This window comes from Streptomyces sp. NBC_00557, assembly GCF_036345995.1.
In the GTDB taxonomy this organism is placed as follows: domain Bacteria; phylum Actinomycetota; class Actinomycetes; order Streptomycetales; family Streptomycetaceae; genus Streptomyces.
In genome coordinates this window covers 6,466,715-6,484,920 of the sequence record NZ_CP107796.1, presented here as the reverse complement: position 1 = coordinate 6,484,920, position 18,206 = coordinate 6,466,715, and the positions used below count along the sequence as shown (strand labels likewise).

17 protein-coding genes are annotated in these 18,206 nt (G+C 72.2%); 8 read left to right on the top strand and 9 right to left on the bottom strand.

What is annotated here, in order from left to right; genetic code table 11:
• Positions 1 to 11: 11 nt before the first annotated feature.
• A complete protein-coding gene (locus tag OG956_RS28495; protein WP_330340867.1) occupies positions 12 to 2,597 on the bottom strand; it encodes an ABC transporter ATP-binding protein/permease in 2,586 nt (861 codons plus the stop codon).
• 271 nt (positions 2,598 to 2,868) lie between these two features.
• Between OG956_RS28495 and OG956_RS28490 the strand changes: the two genes are divergently transcribed.
• Complete coding sequence (locus OG956_RS28490; protein WP_330340866.1) at positions 2,869 to 4,737, top strand: streptophobe family protein; 1,869 nt, start codon at positions 2,869 to 2,871, stop codon at positions 4,735 to 4,737.
• 269 nt (positions 4,738 to 5,006) lie between these two features.
• A complete protein-coding gene (serB, locus tag OG956_RS28485) occupies positions 5,007 to 6,230 on the top strand; it encodes a phosphoserine phosphatase SerB (protein ID WP_330340865.1) in 1,224 nt (407 codons plus the stop codon).
• Between the two features lie 63 nt (positions 6,231 to 6,293).
• On the opposite strand, the gene OG956_RS28480 is transcribed toward serB, so the two are convergent.
• The 4 genes from OG956_RS28480 to OG956_RS28465 form a co-directional block, all read right to left on the bottom strand.
• Positions 6,294 to 6,812 (bottom strand): SixA phosphatase family protein, encoded by a 519-nt coding sequence (locus OG956_RS28480; protein ID WP_330340864.1) that lies wholly within the window; start codon positions 6,810 to 6,812, stop codon positions 6,294 to 6,296.
• A 126-nt stretch (positions 6,813 to 6,938) separates the two neighbouring features.
• On the bottom strand, positions 6,939 to 7,145 hold the full coding sequence (locus OG956_RS28475; RefSeq protein WP_330340863.1) for a hypothetical protein: 207 nt from the start codon (positions 7,143 to 7,145) through the stop codon (positions 6,939 to 6,941).
• A gap of 197 nt (positions 7,146 to 7,342) precedes the next feature.
• Positions 7,343 to 7,462 (bottom strand): SGM_5486 family transporter-associated protein, encoded by a 120-nt coding sequence (locus OG956_RS28470; protein WP_330340862.1) that lies wholly within the window; start codon positions 7,460 to 7,462, stop codon positions 7,343 to 7,345.
• A gap of 536 nt (positions 7,463 to 7,998) precedes the next feature.
• Positions 7,999 to 9,408, bottom strand: coding sequence for a CynX/NimT family MFS transporter (locus tag OG956_RS28465; RefSeq protein ID WP_443065622.1), 1,410 nt, complete (start codon positions 9,406 to 9,408; stop codon positions 7,999 to 8,001).
• An 82-nt stretch (positions 9,409 to 9,490) separates the two neighbouring features.
• Here OG956_RS28465 and OG956_RS28460 point away from each other — a divergent pair, with 82 nt between their 5' ends.
• Positions 9,491 to 10,183 carry a FadR/GntR family transcriptional regulator gene (locus OG956_RS28460; protein ID WP_330340861.1) on the top strand — a complete coding sequence of 231 codons (693 nt, stop codon included), beginning with the start codon at positions 9,491 to 9,493 and terminating at the stop codon, positions 10,181 to 10,183.
• Here OG956_RS28460 and OG956_RS28455 read toward each other — a convergent pair.
• The 3 genes from OG956_RS28455 to fabG form a co-directional block, all read right to left on the bottom strand.
• Positions 10,161 to 10,511 carry a hypothetical protein gene (locus OG956_RS28455; protein ID WP_330340860.1) on the bottom strand — a complete coding sequence of 117 codons (351 nt, stop codon included), beginning with the start codon at positions 10,509 to 10,511 and terminating at the stop codon, positions 10,161 to 10,163. The genes OG956_RS28460 and OG956_RS28455 overlap by 23 nt on opposite strands.
• A gap of 201 nt (positions 10,512 to 10,712) precedes the next feature.
• Positions 10,713 to 11,480, bottom strand: a complete 768-nt coding sequence (gene fabI, locus OG956_RS28450) for an enoyl-ACP reductase FabI (RefSeq protein WP_330340859.1) — start codon at positions 11,478 to 11,480, stop codon at positions 10,713 to 10,715.
• A 5-nt stretch (positions 11,481 to 11,485) separates the two neighbouring features.
• Positions 11,486 to 12,190 carry a 3-oxoacyl-[acyl-carrier-protein] reductase gene (fabG, locus tag OG956_RS28445; RefSeq protein ID WP_330340858.1) on the bottom strand — a complete coding sequence of 235 codons (705 nt, stop codon included), beginning with the start codon at positions 12,188 to 12,190 and terminating at the stop codon, positions 11,486 to 11,488.
• 248 nt (positions 12,191 to 12,438) lie between these two features.
• On the opposite strand from fabG, the gene OG956_RS28440 reads away from it, so the two are divergent.
• The 3 genes from OG956_RS28440 to tyrS all read left to right on the top strand — a co-directional run bounded on the left by OG956_RS28440 (position 12,439) and on the right by tyrS (position 16,688).
• Positions 12,439 to 13,962: a TldD/PmbA family protein gene (locus OG956_RS28440; protein WP_330340857.1), complete on the top strand. Its 1,524-nt coding sequence runs from the start codon at positions 12,439 to 12,441 to the stop codon at positions 13,960 to 13,962.
• Positions 13,959 to 15,353, top strand: coding sequence for a metallopeptidase TldD-related protein (locus OG956_RS28435; protein WP_330340856.1), 1,395 nt, complete (start codon positions 13,959 to 13,961; stop codon positions 15,351 to 15,353). The genes OG956_RS28440 and OG956_RS28435 overlap by 4 nt, the downstream gene beginning before the upstream one ends.
• A gap of 66 nt (positions 15,354 to 15,419) precedes the next feature.
• Positions 15,420 to 16,688 carry a tyrosine--tRNA ligase gene (tyrS, locus tag OG956_RS28430; RefSeq protein WP_330340855.1) on the top strand — a complete coding sequence of 423 codons (1,269 nt, stop codon included), beginning with the start codon at positions 15,420 to 15,422 and terminating at the stop codon, positions 16,686 to 16,688.
• Positions 16,689 to 16,850: 162 nt separating this feature from the next.
• Here the strand turns inward: tyrS and OG956_RS28425 are convergent, their stop codons facing one another.
• Complete coding sequence (locus OG956_RS28425) at positions 16,851 to 17,138, bottom strand: GlsB/YeaQ/YmgE family stress response membrane protein (RefSeq protein WP_330340854.1); 288 nt, start codon at positions 17,136 to 17,138, stop codon at positions 16,851 to 16,853.
• Positions 17,139 to 17,339: 201 nt separating this feature from the next.
• Between OG956_RS28425 and OG956_RS28420 the strand changes: the two genes are divergently transcribed.
• Both OG956_RS28420 and OG956_RS28415 read left to right on the top strand, forming a co-directional pair.
• Entirely contained in the window at positions 17,340 to 17,726 is a 387-nt protein-coding gene (locus OG956_RS28420) for a DUF3099 domain-containing protein (protein ID WP_330340853.1), read from the top strand.
• A gap of 261 nt (positions 17,727 to 17,987) precedes the next feature.
• Positions 17,988 to 18,206, top strand: coding sequence for a hypothetical protein (locus OG956_RS28415; protein WP_330340852.1), 219 nt, complete (start codon positions 17,988 to 17,990; stop codon positions 18,204 to 18,206).

The following is an 18,206-nucleotide window of genomic DNA, read 5'->3' as shown; positions in this document are numbered from 1 at the left end:
CGTACGCCCGGCTACTTGCGCATGACCTCCGGCTCGTGGCGCCGCAGGAATCGGGCCACGAGGAAGCCGCAGACCACGCCGAGCGCGATCAGCGCGACCATGTCCAGGCCCCAGGCCCCGGCGGTGTGGTTCCACAGCGGGTCGGTGCTGCCCGGGTCGTCGGTGTTCGGGGCGATGTTGTTGAAGTCGAGCGTGGCGCCGGCGGCGGCCACCGCCCAGCGCGACGGCATCAGGTACGAGAACTCGTTGACCCCGAGCGTGCCGTGCAGGGTGAACAGGCAGCCGGTGAAGACGACCTGGATGATCGCGAACATCACCAGCAGCGGCATGGTCTTCTCCGCGGTCTTCACCAGCGAGGAGATCACCAGGCCGACCATCATCGAGGTGAAGCCGAGCGCCATGACCGGCAGGCACAGCTCGAGGAGGGTGTTGCCGCCGAGGACGAGCCCCTGGTCCGGGATCTCGCGGGGCGAGAAGCCGATCACGCCGACCATCAGGCCCTGGAGCACCGTGACGACGCCGAGCACGACCACCTTGGACATCAGATACGCCGACCGGGACAGGCCGGTCGCGCGCTCCCGCTCGTAGATCACCCGTTCCTTGATCAGCTCACGGACCGAGTTCGCGGCGCCCGCGAAACACGCGCCGACGGCGAGGATCAGCAGCACGGTGGTGGCCGTGCCGTTGGGGATGTGCTGGCCGGTCCTGGGGTTGATCGCCTCGTTGACCAGCAGGCCGCGGTTGTGGTCGATCAGCAGGCTGACCGAGCCGAGCACCGCCGGGAGGATCACCGTCAGCGCGAGGAAGCCCTTGTCGGAGACGATGACCGACACATAGCGCCGGATCAGGGTCATCAGCTGCGAACCCCAGGACTGCGGCTTGGGCGGCTTCATGGCCTGCGGCGGAGGCATCGGTACGGACTGCGGGGCCACCGCGTCCACGTCCGCGGCGTACATCTGGTAGTGCTGCGAGCCCTTCCAGCGGCCCGCCCAGTCGTAGTCGCGGTAGTTCTCGAAGGCGGAGAAGACGTCGGCCCAGCTGTCGTAGCCGAAGAAGTTCAGCGCCTCCTCCGGCGGGCCGAAGTAGGCGACGGCTCCGCCCGGCGCCATCACCAGCAGCTTGTCGCACAGCGCCAGCTCGGCCACCGAGTGGGTGACCACGAGCACCGTACGGCCGTCGTCGGCGAGGCCGCGCAGCAGCTGCATGACATCGCGGTCCATGCCCGGGTCGAGACCCGAGGTCGGCTCGTCCAGGAAGATCAGCGACGGCTTGGTGAGCAGCTCGAGGGCCACCGAGACGCGCTTGCGCTGGCCGCCGGACAGGGAGGTGACCTTCTTGTCCTTGTGGATGTCCAGCTTGAGCTCGCGCAGCACCTCGTCGATGCGCGCGTCGCGCTCGGCGGCGGTGGTGTCGGCCGGGAAGCGCAGCTTGGCCGCGTACTTCAGGGCCTTCTTGACGCTCAGCTCCTTGTGCAGGATGTCGTCCTGCGGGACCAGACCGATGCGCTGGCGCAGCTCGGCGAACTGCTTGTACAGGTTGCGATTGTCGTACAGCACCTCGCCCTGGTTGGCGGGCCGGTAGCCGGTGAGCGCCTTCAGCAGAGTGGACTTGCCGGAGCCGGACGGGCCGATGACCGCGATCAGGGACTTCTCCGGGACGCCGAAGGAGACGTCCTTCAGGATCTGCTTGCCGCCGTCGACCGTGACGGTCAGATGGCGCGCGGAGAAGGAGACCTCACCGGTGTCGACGAACTCCTCGAGCCGGTCGCCGACGATCCGGAAGGCGGAGTGGCCGACGCCGACGATGTCGGCCGGGCCCAGCTGCACCGAGCCGCCCTTGGGGATCGGCTGGCCGTTGACGTAGGTGCCGTTGTGCGAGCCGAGGTCGCGGATCTCCAGCCGGCCGTCGGGCGTGGCGTGGAACTCGGCGTGGTGCCGCGAGACCTGCAGGTCGGAGACGACCAGGTCGTTCTCCAGGGCACGGCCGATGCGCATCACGCGGCCGATGGAGAACTGGTGGAAGGTGGTCGGGCTGCGGTCGCCGTAGACCGGCGGCGCCCCCGCGCCACCACCGGGTGTCTTCTGCGCGTACTGGTCGCCGGGCCCCGCCTGCTGCGGGAACGCGGGCGCCTGCTGCTGCCAGCCCGGCTGCTGGGCCTGCGGCTGCGCGGGCGCCTGGTGTGGTACGGCCTGCTGCGGGGCCGCCTGCTGTGGAGCGGCGGCCTGCTGGGCCCAGCCCGGTGCGCCGGCCGCCTGGCCTGCGGCCCCCTGTGCGGCGTACGGCGCCGGCTGCGGGTGGCGGGCCGCGGCCCCGGTCAGATTCAGCCGCGGTCCGTCGGTCGCGTTGCCGAGATGCAGCGAGGCGCCCGGCCCGATCTCCATCTGCTGGATCCGCCGGCCCTGCACGAACGTGCCGTTGGTGCTGCCATGGTCCTCGATGACCCAACTGCGGCCGTTGAAGCTGACCGTGGCGTGCCGCCAGGACACCCTGGCGTCCTCGAAGACGATGTCACCCTGCGGATCGCGGCCGAGGGTGTAGGGCCTGGACGGGTCCAGCGTCCAGGTCCGTCCGTTTGATTCCAGTACGAGTTCCGGCACTCCATGCCCCACTGAGTTGTCCCCCGAGTTACCCCCATCACAGGGAGTCTAGGGATGTCGAACATCGGGGGGAACTATTTCAGGCCCGGCCCTCTGACCGAAACCCGGGCCTTGTCACGGGCGCCCGCGCGCGCTTCAACTCGCCCCCGTTGACGGGGTTGAAAACGGGCCGGAGAGTGGTAATCCCGACGAGGGGGACAGAGACGGCTTCGGTGCCGCACCGCGGATCGGGGGGCTTGCCCATCAGGTCTGCCATATCGGGGGGTCTGTCATGAGGTCAGCCACGAACGCCGGGGCCGCCGCCGGGACCGGACGACACCCCGCGACGGTGCCCTGGAAGGACGTCCTGCTGTCCGCGATCGCCGCGGTGAGCTGGGCGTTGGCCGGGATGGCGGGCACGGCCGCGCTCGGGCTGCACCTGCTCCAGGCGGACTCCACCGCCTCATTGGGCCCCATGACAGCGGCAGTTGTGGCACTCGCGGCGGGTGGTTCGGTCTCGCCGTCGGGCGATGTCTCCGCCTTCGGGCTGAAGGGCGCCGAGGCCCACACCGCCGTCGAGATCACGCCACTCGGGGTCAGTCTCGCGGGTGCCCTGCTGCTGTCGTGGTTCTTCCTGCGGTCCCTGCGCAGGGCGGGAGTTGTCGTCGCGCCCGCCGAACTCCTCGCCCGCGCGGGCACGGTGGTCGTCCTCTTCGTGGCGGTGCTGGGCGGTCTGGCCTGGGCCGGTCATGACGTCGTCACCCTCGACGGCGGCTCGCTCGGCCTGGACAGGCTGCCGGGCACGGGCGGCAAGGGCGGCGGACTGAGCATCCCCGGCATCGGCGACGTCGGCGGACTGCTGCCGGACCGGCTCGGCGACCTCGTCCACGCCAAGGCCTCGGTCGGCTTCACCGTGGACACGACGGCCACGCTGCTCGGCGGCGCCCTCTGGTGCGCCGGTGTCCTGCTGATCGCCCTGCTCGCCTCCCGGCGCGCTCCCCTGCCGCCGGGCTGGTCCGTCGTGCACCGGGCGGTACGGCCGGCGGTGTCGGCGCTCGCCACCGTGCTGCTGGTGGCCGTCGCGGCGGGGCTCGCGGCGGCGGCGTACGCGGCCGCCGGGGACGACCACCCGGCGCGGATCGCCGGCGCGGCCCTCCTCGGCGATCCGAACGGGGTCTGGCTCGGTCTCCCGCTCGGTCTCCTCGTCCCCTGGGACGGCCACGCCACCGGCGCCCTCGCCGCGTTCCTCCCGCACCCGCTGGACCGACTCCTCACCGCGCACGCCGACCGCCCCGTGACACTCGGCCGGCTGGCCGGCCTGGACAGCCGGGTGTGGCTGCTGGCCGTGGCCGCGAGCCTGGCCATGCTGCTGGCGGGCACCCTGACGGCGGTGCGGACACCGGTGGGGCGGTCGGTGGTGGGGCGGCAGGCCGAGGGTGCCTTCGGCTTCGCCGCCCGCTGCGGCCTGCGGCTCGGTCTCACGACCGCGCTCGCCCTGCCCCTGCTCGTCCGGCTGACGGGCGTGTCCGTGTCCTCCTCCCTGTCCGTCCTCGGCTTCGACGCCTTCGACGCGGACGTCGACCTGCACGGCCGCCTCGGCCCGGCCCTCCTTCTGGGCGCGGCCTGGGGCGCGGCCGCAGGGGTCCTCGGCGCCCTCGCGGCGTGCGCGGCGGGCGCGGCGGGGGCGCGTGCGGTGCCGGCGGCTCGGCTGGCGGCGGGGGCCGGCCGGGGCGAACGCGGCGCAACGGCGGAGGCGGCGGCCGCCGGGGCGGGCGGCGACGGGGCCCGGGCGGACCGGGGTGCCCTGGGCGGGGACGGCGGGGACTCGGCGTACGGGGGTGGCGGCGGTGCAGGGCCGTACACGCCGGGTACGCCGTACCGGCCGCCGAACCCGGACACGAATCCCTATCTCCGGGTGCCCGAGGATCCCCGGGCGCCGGAGTACGTGCGCGAGGAGGCTACGGGGGCCGGGCCTGCGGAAGTCCCGGACGACGTCTACGGCGCCCCGACCATCGCGGGGCCCCTCGACGGCGCTCCCCCTCCGCGGCGCCACGGCACGGCACGGCGCCGTGACCGCTCCCAGGGCACGGACGGCACCGAGTGGCCGCCCCCGCCCCCGCCGCCCCCGGCACCACCGGGGAAGCGGAAGCCCCGCGGCTGAGGACCGGGGTTTCCGCCCCGGAGGCACCGCCCGTCCCAGGACCGCTCGTTGCGCTGACCCTCCCTGGCCCTGCCCCGGCCGTGCCCTGGCCCTGCTCGTCAGGGCATCTCGTGGGACAGTCGTGATGGGGCCGCGGGCCGCCGTCTGCCGGTGGGCCGGTGTCTCCCGGTGGCAAGATCCCTGACACCGACGCGCCATCCATTGTTCGGTGTCCGTCAGTCGGACCTCGGCGGCGGACGGCACTGGGTGCCGGATACGGTGGTGACACCATGAGCGCTTCGCAGACCTCCGCCGCACAGAACCCCGAGGCTCCCACTCTCCTCGTCAAGATCTTCGGCAAGGACAGGCCGGGCATCACGGCGGGCCTCTTCGACACCCTCGCCGCCTACTGCGTCGACGTGGTCGACATCGAGCAGGTCGTCACCCGGGGCCGCCTGGTGCTGTGCGCACTGGTGACGCAGCCGCCGGCCGGCCTGGAGGGCGACCTGAGGGCCACCGTGCACAGCTGGGCCGAGTCGATGAAGATGCAGGCGGAGATCATCTCCGGGCACGGCGACAACCGCCCGCGCGGACTCGGGCGCTCGCTGGTGACCGTGCTCGGTCATCCGCTGACCGCCGAGTCGACGGCCGCCATCGCCGACCGGATCGCGAAGGCCGGCGGCAACATCGACCGTATCTTCCGGCTCGCCAAGTACCCGGTGACGGCGGTGGAGTTCGCGGTCTCCGGTGTCGAGACCGAGCCGCTGCGCACGGCCCTGGCCACGGACGCGGCGGCACTGGGTGTCGATGTCGCGGTCGTCGCGGCGGGCCTGCACCGGCGCGCTCAGCGCCTGGTGGTCATGGACGTGGACTCCACGCTGATCCAGGACGAGGTCATCGAGCTGTTCGCGGCGCACGCGGGCTGCGAGGACAAGGTCGCCGAGGTGACGGCGGCGGCGATGCGCGGGGAGCTGGACTTCGAGCAGTCGCTGCACGCGCGCGTGGCGCTGCTGAAGGGGCTGGACGCCTCCGTCGTGGAGAAGGTCCGCAACGAGGTCCGGCTGACGCCGGGCGCCCGCACCCTGGTCCGCACGCTGAAGCGGCTCGGCTACCAGGTCGGCGTCGTCTCCGGTGGCTTCACCCAGGTCACCGACGATCTGAAGGAACGGTTGGGCCTTGACTTCGCGCAGGCCAACACGCTGGAGATCGTCGACGGCAAGCTCACCGGCCGGGTCACCGGCGAGATCGTGGACCGCGCGGGCAAGGCACGGCTGCTGCGCCGGTTCGCCGCGGAGGCCGGGGTGCCGCTGTCCCAGACGGTGGCGATCGGCGACGGCGCCAACGACCTCGACATGCTGAACGCGGCCGGCCTGGGCGTCGCCTTCAACGCGAAGCCGGTGGTCCGCGAGGCCGCGCACACGGCGGTGAACTTCCCCTTCCTCGACACGGTCCTGTATCTGCTGGGCGTCACCCGGGAAGAGGTCGAGGCGGCCGACACGCACGACGAGGGCTGAGCAGGCCCGGATGCGTGAGGGCCCGGCGCCCGAGCGGTGCCGGGCCCTCACGCCTGGGTCGCGTCACTCGGCGGGCGCCCAGTAGTCCGTGAGCGTGGCCACGGCCGGCTCCAGGCTCTTCCAGGGGCCCTCGAAGGACAGCAGCGCGAAGGCGGCGGCGGGGAAGCCGCGCCGGTTCATCCGCGCGCGGGCCTCCCCCTCGGCGCTGCCCGACAGGATGTCGGCGAGACCGTGGATGCCGGGGTTGTGGCCGATCAGGATCACGTTCCGCACGTCGTCCGGAATCTCGTTCAGCACGGCGATCAGCTCGCCGGGCGAGGCCTCGTAGACCCGCTCCTCGTAGACGGTCTTCGGCCGGTGCGTCAGTTCGTGGACGGCGAGCTTCCAGGTCTCGCGGGTCCGGACGGCGGTGGAGCACAGGGCCAGGTCGAAGGTGATGCCGGTGTCGGCCAGCTTGCGTCCGGCGACCGCGGCGTCCATGCGGCCCCGCTCGGCGAGCGGGCGTTCATGGTCGGACACCTGCGGCCAGTCGGCTTTCGCATGCCGGAGGAGGACGATGCTGCGAAGGTCTGCGGCGCTCATGCGTCCCAGCTTCGCATGAAACAGGCCATGCGGGCGCGGGGAGTTGGCATGGGGATTCACCCCTGCGCGAGCTGAGGATTCACCGTCGGCACGAGCTCCGGACCCGCCCTCGGCGCAGGCTCCCGATCAGCGTATGAGGAGCTGCTGGGCGCGGGTGAGGAGGTGGGTGATCGCCGGGTCGCCGCTCGCCGCGTGGGCGTCGGACGGGTTGAGTATCAGCATCAGCAGGGCGACGAAGGCGAGCGCGGGCAGGGCGAGGGCCCACCAGGGCAGCCGGATGTCCACGCCGCCCGTGGTCGCCGGGTGGGGCCGGGAGTGGGTGCGGGCCGACATGATCTCCTCCGTGGGTCTTCGAGCGGGTCCGTGACCGTGTGCCGCGGTCACATCTCGACGCTACGGAATCCGGGGCCGCCAACCCATCCGGAGTTCCACCCAGTTGACCCTGACCCTTACCCCCTAGGGGATGGTGGAGCTAGCCCCACCATCCGCCGGGGGCCGTGGCCGGGAGCCCACGGTCCGGAAGGTGGCCGTCACGGGGAGGCGAGGGTCGCGATGACGGCGATGACGGCGAAGATGGCGAAGAACGCGCCGAAGACGAGCAGCATCTTCTTCTGGCCGTTCTGCGGATTCGGGTCGAGCACAGGCTGCATGCGCCCAGTCTCGCACCCTCCGCTCCGCGGGGTTCGGCCGGGGCGCGTGTCCCGGAGGCCGGCCGGGAACGGCGTACCGTGCGGCCTGCCGACCCCGCGCGCTCCCGGCACAAGCCGGGCCACCCGGCCGCCGGTCCGGGAGCCGTGCTTCCCCGAACCGGGCTGCCTCCGCAGCTTGGCCCTCCCCGGGCCCACCCCGAGCCGGCCGCATCCCAAGTCGGGCGCACCCCGAGCCAAGCCGTCCCTGGGCCCAACCCCCAGCCGGGTGCACCCCACGTCGGGCGCACCCCGAGCCGGGCCGCACCCTGAGCCGGAACACCGCGTGCCGGGCCCATACCAGGCCAAGGCCGTCCCAGGGCTCTCAAGCCAGGCCGCCCCAGGGTCCGAGCCAGGCCGTCCCAGGGTCCCCGAGCAGGCCGTCCCAGGCCTCCGAACCAGGCCAACCCGAGCCAGGCCGTCCCCCGGCCCACCCCGAGCCGCCCGCCCCGGGACGGGGTCCGTCCCGGTCCCGGCCGACCGGGCCCCGCCGGCCCCCGTCAGCGGTTCGCTTCGTCCTCCACCGTGCGGTCGCGGCCTGCCAGGAAGCCCACCGCCATCTGGGGCAGCATCAGGCCGGTCATCAGGGCGATCGGCAGGCCCCAGCCGCCGCTGTGCTGGTAGAGGACGCCGACCAGCAGCGGGCCGGGGATGGAGATGAGATACCCGGTGCTCTGCGCGAACGCGGACAGCTGGGCCACGCCCGGACCGCTGCGGGCCCGCATGCCGACCATCGTCAGGGCCAGCGGGAAGGCGCAGTTGGAGACGCCGAGCAGCAGGGCCCAGGCCCAGGCGCCGGCGGCCGGGGCGAGGTACAGGCCGGCGTATCCGACGAGGCCGCACGCGCCCAGGACCAGCGCGATCGGGCCCTGGTGGGGCAGCCGGGCGGCGACCCTGGGGATGACGAAGGCCAGCGGCACGCCCATCACCATGGTGACGGCGAGCAGCACGCCCGCGGTGCCGGCCGGGACGCCGGCGTCACGGAAGATCTGCGGCATCCAGCCCATGGTGATGTAGGCGGCGGTGGCCTGGAGGCCGAAGAAGACGGCGAGGGCCCAGGCGGTGCGGCTGCGGGCGATACGCAGGGGCGCATGCCGCTCCGGCCCCGCTTCTCGCTGCGCCCCGGCGTCTCGCTGCGCCCCGGCGCCTGGCTGCGTCCCCGCTTCTCGCTCCGCCGTCCCGCGCTTCGGGTCCGCCGTGCGCTCCCCCTCCCCCGGCCGCGCGGGCGCCGTACCGCGGTCGCGGTCGCGGACGAGCGGCAGCCAGGGCAGGACGGCGGCGCCCGCGAGGGCGGCCCACACGGTCAGACCGGGCTGCCAGCCGCCCAGGGCGTGCGCCACGGGCACGGTCACCGCGGCGGCCGCGGAGGTGCCGAGGGCGAGGGCCATGGAGTACAGGCCGGTCATGGACCCGACCCGGTCGGGGAACCAGCGCTTGACGATGACCGGCATGAGCACATTGCTGACGGCGATGCCCATCAGGGCGAGCGCGCTGGCGGCCAGGAAGCCGGCCGTGCTGCCGGCGTACGGCCGTATCAGCAGGCCCGCGGTGATGGCGGCCATGCCGGCGCACACCACGGCGGCCGGGCCGAAGCGCCGGGCCAGCCGGGGCGCGGTGACGCCGAAGACCGCGAAGCACAGCGGCGGCACGGACGTGAGCAGGCCGGCCACGCTGCCGCTCATGCCGAGGCCGTCGCGCACCTCCTCCAGGAGTGCGCCGAGGCTTGTGATGGCCGGGCGGAGGTTCAGCGCGGACAGCACGATGCCGACGACGACCAGCCGCGTGGCCCACGCGCGCGTGCGTCCGGCGCCGGCGGTCGTCTCGGGGGTGCTCGTCGCGGCGGCCGCACCGCGTCCGGCCGGTGTCATCGCCGTACGGATCTCCACTGTCCGGGTTTCCTCACGTGCCATAAGATCCATCATAGAATGATGGGATGATTGGCTGTCCATTCCCACGGCGTCTGCGCCCGGGCCTCGCCTGCGAAGGTGTGCCATGCCCCTGAGCCACCCGCGCCGTTCGGCCTTGTCCGAGCAGGTCATCGCCGAACTGCGCAACCAGATCACGTCCGGCGAGTGGCCGGTCGGCTCGCGCATCCCGACGGAGCCGGAACTCGTCGAACAGCTCGGCGTCGCCCGCAACACCGTCCGCGAGGCCGTCCGCGCCCTGGCCCACAACGGCCTGCTGGACATCCGGCAGGGCTCCGGCACCTATGTGGTGGCGACGAGCGAGCTGGCCGGCGTGATGCACCGCCGGTTCGCCGGCGCCGACCCCCGGCACATCGCGGAGCTGCGGGCCGCGCTGGAGTCGGCAGCGGCGAAGCTGGCAGCCGAGCGGCGCACCGAGAAGGACCTCAAACAGCTGGACGCCCTGCTGGAGCGGCGCGAGCTGGCCTGGGAGACCGGCGAGACGGAGGCCTTCGTGACCGCCGACGCCACCTTCCACCTGGCCGTCGTGGCCGCCTCGCACAACGACGTGATGACGGCCATGTACGCCGATCTGGGCGAGGTGCTGCGGGACTGGCTGCGCGCGGACGTGGGCGCGGAGCTGACGCCGGAGACGCACATGGACCACACGGGTCTGCTGGACGCCATCCGCGCCCAGGACGCCGAGGCGGCGGCGGCCGAGGCCGCGAGCTATCCGTTCCTGTGCCGCCCGGGCCGCTTCAGCGCACCTTCTGGTGGCTGATCCACACCGAGCGGACTTCCTTCCAGCACCGGCCGGTGAGCCGTACGGTCATGGCCGGCGCGGCGTCCACCGGTGCGCTGTCCGTGTCGATGTCCCACCAGCGGGCGCACTCGATGTGCAGACGCACGCGATCGGTGTCCACATAGGGGTTGTGGCAGTAGACCACCACATGGGAGCCCTGGACGGTCGTACGGCAGGCGGCTCCGAAGAGGTCCGGCGCGGAGTGCTCCGCGTCGCCCACGCGCGCGTGGGGCATCGCGTCGTACGGCAGCGACAGCGCGAGGGCGAGGGCCACGGTCACCGGGGCGAGGCTGCGGGACAGGCGCACAAGGGGGACCTCCTCGGCCGGGCTGGGGAGGGACGCGCGGATGGACGCGTAGGTCCAGGGTGTGCCGCGCGGGGCGGTGGGCGCCCGGCGGGTGGGCCGAACGGGTGACGCGGCCCGGCCCCGGCCCGCCCTCGTGCACGGCGAAGGCCCGCACCCCCGAAGGAGTGCGGGCCTCGGCTGTCCGTCCGGTCCCGGCGGGGGTCAGGCGCCGATCGCGTGCAGACCGCCGTCGACGTGGATGATCTCGCCGGTGGTCTTCGGGAACCAGTCGCTGAGCAGGGCGACGATGCCGCGGCCGGCCGGCTCGGGGTCCTTCAGGTCCCACTCGAGCGGGGAGCGGGTGTCCCAGACGGAGGCCAGCTCGCTGAAGCCCGGGATGGACTTGGCGGCCATGGAGCCGATCGGGCCCGCGGAGATGAGGTTGCAGCGGATGTTCTGCTTGCCCAGGTCGCGCGCCATGTAGCGGTTGGTGGCCTCGAGAGCGGCCTTGGCCGGGCCCATCCAGTCGTACTGCGGCCAGGCGTACTGGGCGTCGAAGGTGAGGCCGACGACCGAGCCGCCGTTCTGCATCAGCGGCAGGCAGGCCATGGTGAGCGACTTCAGGGAGAACGCCGAGACGTGCATGGCGGTGGCCACGGACTCGAACGGCGTGTTGAGGAAGTTGCCGCCCAGCGCGTCCTGCGGAGCGAAGCCGATGGAGTGCACGACGCCGTCGAGGCCGCCCAGCTCCTCGCCGACGAGGTCGGCCAGCCGGCCGAGGTGCTCGTCGTTGGTGACGTCCAGCTCGATGACCTTGGTGGGCTTGGGGAGCTTCTTGGCGATGCGCTCGGTCAGCGTGGGCCGCGGGAACGCGGTCAGGATGATCTCCGCGCCCTGCTCCTGCGCCAGCTTGGCCGCGTGGAAGGCGATGGAGGACTCCATCAGCACGCCGGTGATCAGGACGCGCTTGCCCTCGAGGATTCCGCTCATGGTGATCAGTGACCCATTCCCAGTCCGCCGTCAACGGGGATGACGGCTCCAGTGATGTACGAGGCGTCGTCCGAGGCGAGGAACCGCACCGTCGCGGCGATCTCCTCCGGCTGCGCGTAACGGCCGAGCGGCACCTGCGAGACGATGCTCTGGCGCTGCTCGTCGCTGAGCACCTTGGTCATGTCGGTGTCGACGAAACCGGGCGCGACGACGTTGAAGGTGATGTTGCGCGAGCCCAGCTCACGGGCGAGGGAGCGCGCGAAGCCGACGAGGGCGGCCTTGGAGGCGGCGTAGTTCGCCTGGCCGGCGGAGCCGAGCAGGCCCACCACCGAGGAGATCAGGACGACGCGGCCCTTCTTGGCGCGCAGCATGCCGCGGTTGGCCCGCTTGACGACACGGAAGGTGCCGGTGAGGTTGGTGTCGATGACCGAGGTGAAGTCCTCCTCGGACATGCGCATCAGGAGCTGGTCCTTGGTCACGCCGGCGTTGGCGATCAGGACCTCGACCGGACCGTGCTGGTCCTCGATCTCCTTGTAGGCCTGCTCCACCTGCTCCGGGTCGGTGATGTCGCACTTGACCGCGAGGAAGCCGGCCGGCGGCTCCCCCGAGCGGTACGTGATCGCGACCTTGTCGCCTGCGTCGGCGAACGCGCGGGCGATGGCGAGGCCGATGCCCCGGTTTCCTCCGGTGACGAGAACCGAGCGGCTCAACGGATCACCCTTTCGATAGCGGTCTGCAGATACCGGACAACCCGCCCGGACACCTGGATGACAGGCGGCTTCATCGGAAACCTATCGGTACGGCCGGGCCCGTGGGCAATCGGGCACCGACAGTGGCGGAGGACAGTCGCTGTCGGATCCCTACAGAATGCTCCCGGTCACGGCGTGAAACGTGTGGTCCGCCGGCTGCCGCCACGACATGATCGGAGCCGACAGGCCACGACAGCAGGGAGACCTCCGTGCCTCATTCCATCGACGAAGCCTTCACGGCGCTTCCGCTCAGGTCCCTCGCCGACGCGGCGCTGGCACGCGCGCGTGCGCTGGGTGCCGAGCACGCGGACTTCCGGTTCGAGCGGGTGCGCAGCGCGGCCTGGCGGCTGCGGGACGCGAGGCCGTCCGGGTCGTCGGACACCACCGACCTCGGGTACGCGGTGCGGGTCGTGCACGGCGGCACGTGGGGCTTCGCGTCCGGGGTGGACCTGACCATGGACGCCGCCGCCCGGGTGGCCTCGCAGGCGGTCGCGATGGCCAAGCTGTCCGCGCAGGTCATCAAGGCCGCGGGGTCGGACGAGCGGGTGGAGCTGGCGGACGAGCCGGTGCACGCCGACAAGACGTGGGTGTCGTCGTACGAGATCGATCCGTTCTCCGTGCCCGACGAGGAGAAGGTGGCGCTGCTCACGGAGTGGAGCGCGCGGCTGCTGGCGGCGAAGGGCGTCGACCACGTGGACGCCTCGCTGCTCACCGTGCACGAGAACAAGTTCTACGCCGACACCGCCGGGACCGTGACGACCCAGCAGCGGGTGCGGCTGCATCCGCAGCTGACGGCCGTGTCGGTCGACGAGTCGAGCGGGGAGTTCGACTCCATGCGGACCCTCGCGCCGCCCGTGGGGCGCGGCTGGGAGTACCTGACCGGTACCGGCTGGGACTGGGACGGGGAGCTGGAGCGGATCCCGGAGCTGCTCGCCGAGAAGATGCGCGCGCCGAGCGTGGAGCCGGGCCTGTACGACCTGGTGGTCGACCCGTCCAACCTGTGGCTGACCATCCACGAGTCGATCGGCCACGCCACCGAGCTGGACCGCGCCCTCGGCTACGAGGCCGCCTACGCCGGCACCTCCTTCGCCACCTTCGACCAGCTGGGCAAGCTGAAGTACGGCTCCGAGCTGATGAACGTCACCGGTGACCGCACCGCCGAGCACGGCCTGGCGACCGTCGGGTACGACGACGAGGGCGTCGAGGCGCAGTCCTGGGACCTGGTGAAGGACGGCACGCTGGTCGGCTACCAGCTGGACCGCAGGATCGCCCGGCTGACCGGGTTCGACCGGTCCAACGGGTGCGCGTACGCCGACTCCCCCGCGCACGTGCCGGTGCAGCGCATGGCCAACGTCTCGCTGCAACCCGATCCGGCCGGGATGTCCACCGAGGACCTGATCGGAGGCGTCGAGCGGGGCATCTACGTGGTCGGCGACCGGTCCTGGTCGATCGACATGCAGCGGTACAACTTCCAGTTCACCGGGCAGCGGTTCTTCAGGATCGAGAACGGGCGGATCACCGGCCAGCTGAAGGACGTGGCCTACCAGGCGACCACGACGGACTTCTGGGGCTCGATGACCGCGGTGGGCGGCCCGCAGACCTACGTCCTCGGCGGCGCCTTCAACTGCGGCAAGGCCCAGCCGGGGCAGGTGGCCGCCGTGTCGCACGGCTGCCCGTCCGCCCTCTTCCGGGGCGTCACCATTCTGAACACCACGCAGGAGGCCGGCCGATGAGCGCCCGTACGAACAAGCCGCACGAGATCGTCGAGCAGGCGCTGGCGCTGTCCCGGGCCGACGGCTGCGTCGTCATCGCCGACGAGCACTCCACCGCCAACCTGCGCTGGGCGGGCAACGCGCTGACCACGAACGGCGTGACCCGCGGCCGTACGCTCACCGTGATCGCGACCGTGGACGGCGCCGAGGGCACCGCCTCCGGCGTGGTGTCCCGGTCCGCGGTCACCGCCGAGGAGCTGGAGCCGCTGGTGCGGGCGGCGGAGGCCGCCGCGCGCGGCGCCGGGCCCGCCGAGGACGCGCAGCCGCTGGTCGCCGGCGTGCCCGCGTCGCCGGACTTCACGGACGCGCCGGCCGAGACCTCCTCCGCCGTCTTCGCCGACTTCGCGCCGGCGCTGGGCGAGGCGTTCGCACGCGCGCGTGCCGGCGGCCGGGAGCTGTACGGCTTCGCCAACCACGAGCTGGTGTCGACGTACCTGGGCACGTCCACCGGGCTGCGGCTGCGCCACGACCAGCCCACCGGCACGCTGGAGCTGAACGCCAAGTCGCCCGACCGCACGCGCTCGGCCTGGGCGGGCCGCTCCACCCGGGACTTCAAGGACATCGACCCGGGCGCGCTCGACGCCGAGCTGGCGGTGCGGCTCGGCTGGGCGGAGCGGCGCGTGGAGCTGCCCGCCGGCCGCTACGAGACGCTGCTGCCGCCCACGGCCGTCGCGGACCTGCTGATCTACCAGCTGTGGTCGGCGTCGGGCCGGGACGCGGCCGAGGGCCGGACGGTGTTCTCCAGGCCGGGCGGAGGCACGCGGGTGGGCGAGAAGCTGTGCGAGCTGCCGCTGACCCTGCGCAGCGACCCGAACGAGCCGGGCCTGGAATGCCCGCCCTTCGTGGTCGCCCACTCCTCCGGCGGCGACCAGTCCGTGTTCGACAACGGGCTGCCGGCCCATGCCACGGAGTGGATCTCCGAGGGGGTCCTCACGCGTCTGACGACCACCCGGCACAGCGCGGGCCTGACCGGGCTGCCGGTGGCTCCCGCCCTCGGGAACCTCGTCCTGGACGGCGGGGAGGACCGCTCGCTGGAGGAGATGGTCGCGGCCACCGAGCGCGGTCTGCTGCTGACCTGCCTGTGGTACATCCGCGAGGTCGATCCGGCGACGCTGCTGCTCACCGGCCTGACCCGGGACGGCGTGTACCTCGTGGAGAACGGCGAGGTGACCGGGCAGGTGAACAACTTCCGGTTCAACGAGTCGCCGGTGGACCTGCTGCGGCGGGCCACCGAGGCGGGCCGGACCGAGAGGACCCTGCCGCGCGAGTGGAGCGACTGGTTCACCCGGGCCGCGATGCCGCCGCTGCGCATCCCGGATTTCAACATGAGCTCTGTCAGTCAGGGCGTATAACCTCGTAGGCGTTCGTGGTCGGGTGTCACCCGGCCGCCCGAAGATCATCGAGGAGACACGAGAACCGTGACGGACATCGTCGACGAGCTGAAGTGGCGTGGGCTCATCGCCCTCTCCACGGACGAGGACGCACTGCGCAAGGCGTTCGCGGACGGCCCCGTCACGTTCTATTGCGGCTTCGACCCGACCGCGCCCAGCCTGCACCTGGGCAACCTGGTGCAGATCCTCACGATGCGCCGCATCCAGGAGGCCGGGAACCGGCCGCTGGCGCTGGTCGGCGGTGCCACGGGTCTCATCGGCGACCCCAAGCCGACCGCCGAGCGCACGCTGAACGCGCCGGAGGTGGTGGCCGGCTGGGTCGAGCGGCTGCGCGCCCAGATCGAGCCGCTGCTGCACTTCGACGGGCCGAACGCCGCCGTCATGGTCAACAACCTGGACTGGACCCAGGGCCTGTCGGCCATCGAGTTCCTGCGGGACATCGGCAAGCACTTCCGCGTCAACAAGATGATCGCGAAGGAGGCGGTCTCCCGGCGGCTGAACTCGGATGCGGGCATCAGCTACACCGAGTTCAGCTACCAGATCCTGCAGGGCATGGACTTCCTGGAGCTGTACCGGCGGTACGGCTGCACGCTGCAGACCGGCGGCAGCGACCAGTGGGGCAACCTCACGTCGGGCACCGACCTGATCCACCGGGTCGAGCCGCACGCCGTGGTGCACGCGCTGGGCACCCCGCTGATCACCAAGGCGGACGGCACCAAGTTCGGCAAGACCGAGTCCGGCACGGTCTGGCTCGACCCGGAGATGACCACGCCGTACGCGTTCTACCAGTTCTGGGTCAACGCGGACGACCGTGACGTGTCGAAGTTCCTGCGCATCTTCAGCTTCAGGTCCCGCGAGGAGATCGAGGAGCTGGAGCGGCAGACCGAGGAGCGGCCGCAGGCACGGGCCGCGCAGCGGGCGCTCGCCGAGGAGCTGACGACGCTGGTGCACGGCGCCGACCACACGGCCAAGGTGATCGCCGCGTCGCGCGCCCTGTTCGGCCAGGGCGAGCTGGCGGAGCTGGACGGACGGACGCTGGCGGCCGCGCTGTCCGAGGTGCCGCACATCCAGGTCGCCGAGCTGGGCGCGGTCGTGGACCTGTTCGCCGAGGTCGGGCTCGTCGCCAGCAAGTCCGCCGCGCGGCGGACGGTCAAGGAGGGCGGGGCCTACGTGAACAACGTGAAGGTCGCCTCCGAGGACGCGGTGCCCTCGTCCGAGGACCTGCTGGACGGGCGGTGGCTGGTGCTGCGCCGCGGGAAGAAGAACCTCGCCGCGGTGGAGGTCGTGGGCGCCTGAGCGTCGTCGGGGCGTGGGTGATCCGGCGGCTGCGGCTTCGCCTGCGCTGGTTGCTCCCCCAGGTTCTCGGCTTCGCTCGACCCCAGGGGACCCCCATCGCGGCGGAGCCGCATACCGGCACAGCCCCGCGCCTGTGGCGGGGGTGCCGCCCGCACGGCGTTGTCAGGCTCGGGCGCGCTGCTGCTTGCGCTTGCCGAGGGTCGCCATGTAGAGCGCGTCCACGGCAGCGACGATGATGATCGCGGCCACCAGCTGGAAGATGTGCCGGCTCCAGTCGATGCCGCGGGTGGAGGCGACGCCCACGGCGCGGGCGACCGCGTTGCCCACGATGGCGCCGAGCATGCCGCAGATGGTGGTCAGCCACAGGGGGCTGTGCTGCTTCCCCGGGATGACGGCCTTGGCTATGACGCCCAGCACGAATCCCACGATGATCGCCCACAACCAGCCCATGGCTGCCTCCTCGTACGGCTCGACGTGAGCATTACGGCCAGTGTGGGTCGGTCGCCCGTACGGCGCATGTCGTGGTCCCCCGTACGGGCGCCGGCCACGCATCACCGCAGGCAGCGGGTGACCCGGTCTCGTGAGCGGTGCGGGCGCGGCGTAACGTTGGAGGGTCGGGGAGATTCCGATGCGGGCGGATGGTGGACTGTGATGCGGAAACAGCACGGCGGCGTCCAGGTGTTCCGGATCACCGGAGCCCGGACGGGTCTCGCCGAGGACGTGCGGGGCCGGCAGCGGCGGTACGTCATCTCGATGACGATCCGTACGGTGTCGGTGATCCTCGCGGTCTCCTTGTGGAATGTCGAGCGGTACGTCGCCATCGTGGCGCTCGTCGCCGGGGCGGTGCTGCCCTATGTCGCCGTGGTGATCGCGAACGCCGGCCGGGAGCGGCCGCCGTCCCTTCCCTCGACGTTCATCACCACGCCGATGCGGCCGATGATCACGCCGCCGCGGGCGGAGGAGACGCGGGCGGAGTCCGTCCCCGGGGACACGGCGGCGCACCCGACGGGGGCGGGTGAGCGGAGCGACCCCGGGTGACCACGGCGCATGCGCGGGAAGCGGAACGTCGTCGCCCGGCAACCTCAAGAAATGCTCAGATCGATGTGCCGTTCCAGTGCCGGGCGGCGGGGTTGCCGTGACATACTGCATACGCGCTCCGCATCCCCCGTCGGAGCGACGGACCGACGCCGGGCAGCTCCCCCCGTGGCTGCTCGGCGTCGCCTTGTTTGAGCCCTGTTCCGTCGACAGACCAAGACACAGACCAAGACGACAAGCCGAAACGACAACCGAGACGAACCCGTGAGTGCCGAGACCCCGATCTGCTCCGCCAAGGGCTGCCGTGCCGACGCCGTGTGGGTGCTGGCGTGGAACAACCCGAAGATCCATACGCCGGAGCGGCGCAAGACATGGCTCGCGTGCGAGGAGCACCGCGAGCATCTCTCGCAGTTCCTCGGGGTCAGGGGCTTCCTGAAGGACGTGGTGAAGTTCGCGGACTGGCAGGAGCCCGAAGGGGCCTAG

Excerpts from the sequence above, each read along its gene's own strand:
- OG956_RS28480 (WP_330340864.1), bottom strand. The coding sequence starts at position 6,812 with ATGAGCGCCGCAGACCTTCGCAGCATCGTCCTCCTCCGGCATGCGAAA.
- OG956_RS28470 (WP_330340862.1), bottom strand. The coding sequence starts at position 7,462 with ATGCAGCCTGTGCTCGACCCGAATCCGCAGAACGGCCAGAAGAAGATG.
- OG956_RS28490 (WP_330340866.1), top strand. The coding sequence starts at position 2,869 with ATGAGGTCAGCCACGAACGCCGGGGCCGCCGCCGGGACCGGACGACAC.
- OG956_RS28475 (WP_330340863.1), bottom strand. The coding sequence starts at position 7,145 with ATGTCGGCCCGCACCCACTCCCGGCCCCACCCGGCGACCACGGGCGGC.
- fabI (WP_330340859.1), bottom strand. The coding sequence starts at position 11,480 with ATGAGCGGAATCCTCGAGGGCAAGCGCGTCCTGATCACCGGCGTGCTG.
- OG956_RS28460 (WP_330340861.1), top strand. The coding sequence starts at position 9,491 with ATGCCCCTGAGCCACCCGCGCCGTTCGGCCTTGTCCGAGCAGGTCATC.
- OG956_RS28435 (WP_330340856.1), top strand. The coding sequence starts at position 13,959 with ATGAGCGCCCGTACGAACAAGCCGCACGAGATCGTCGAGCAGGCGCTG.
- serB (WP_330340865.1), top strand. The coding sequence starts at position 5,007 with ATGAGCGCTTCGCAGACCTCCGCCGCACAGAACCCCGAGGCTCCCACT.
- OG956_RS28420 (WP_330340853.1), top strand. The coding sequence starts at position 17,340 with ATGCGGAAACAGCACGGCGGCGTCCAGGTGTTCCGGATCACCGGAGCC.
- OG956_RS28425 (WP_330340854.1), bottom strand. The coding sequence starts at position 17,138 with ATGGGCTGGTTGTGGGCGATCATCGTGGGATTCGTGCTGGGCGTCATA.
- OG956_RS28465 (WP_443065622.1), bottom strand. The coding sequence starts at position 9,408 with ATGGCACGTGAGGAAACCCGGACAGTGGAGATCCGTACGGCGATGACA.